At 66.8% G+C, this 247-nt stretch carries 1 pseudogene; it reads right to left on the bottom strand.

Annotated elements, in window-relative coordinates:
• Nucleotides 1-247: pseudogene (locus tag SB775_RS32500) on the bottom strand (sodium:calcium antiporter); the annotation flags it as partial.

Below are 247 nucleotides of genomic sequence, written 5' to 3'. Positions count from 1 at the left end.
CCACCAGAAACACCGTGTAGGCGATCAGCAGGCCGAGCAGCAGCGCGCCGTCCCACAGGCCGAGGCCGCCGTCGAGGCTCAGCGCCAGCATCAGCACCGAGGCGCCGATGAGGATCGGCACTTCCTGGCGGATGATCTGCGTGTGCACGACCAGTGGCGCGATCAGCGCACTGAGGCCGAGCACGAACAGCACGTTGAAGATGTTGCTGCCGACGACGTTGCCGACCGCGAGATCGGTCTGTCCGGC

Source organism: Peribacillus sp. SIMBA_075 (assembly GCF_046534585.1).
Note: the sequence above shows the minus strand (reverse complement) of the source record. Positions and strands in the feature narration are given on the sequence as shown.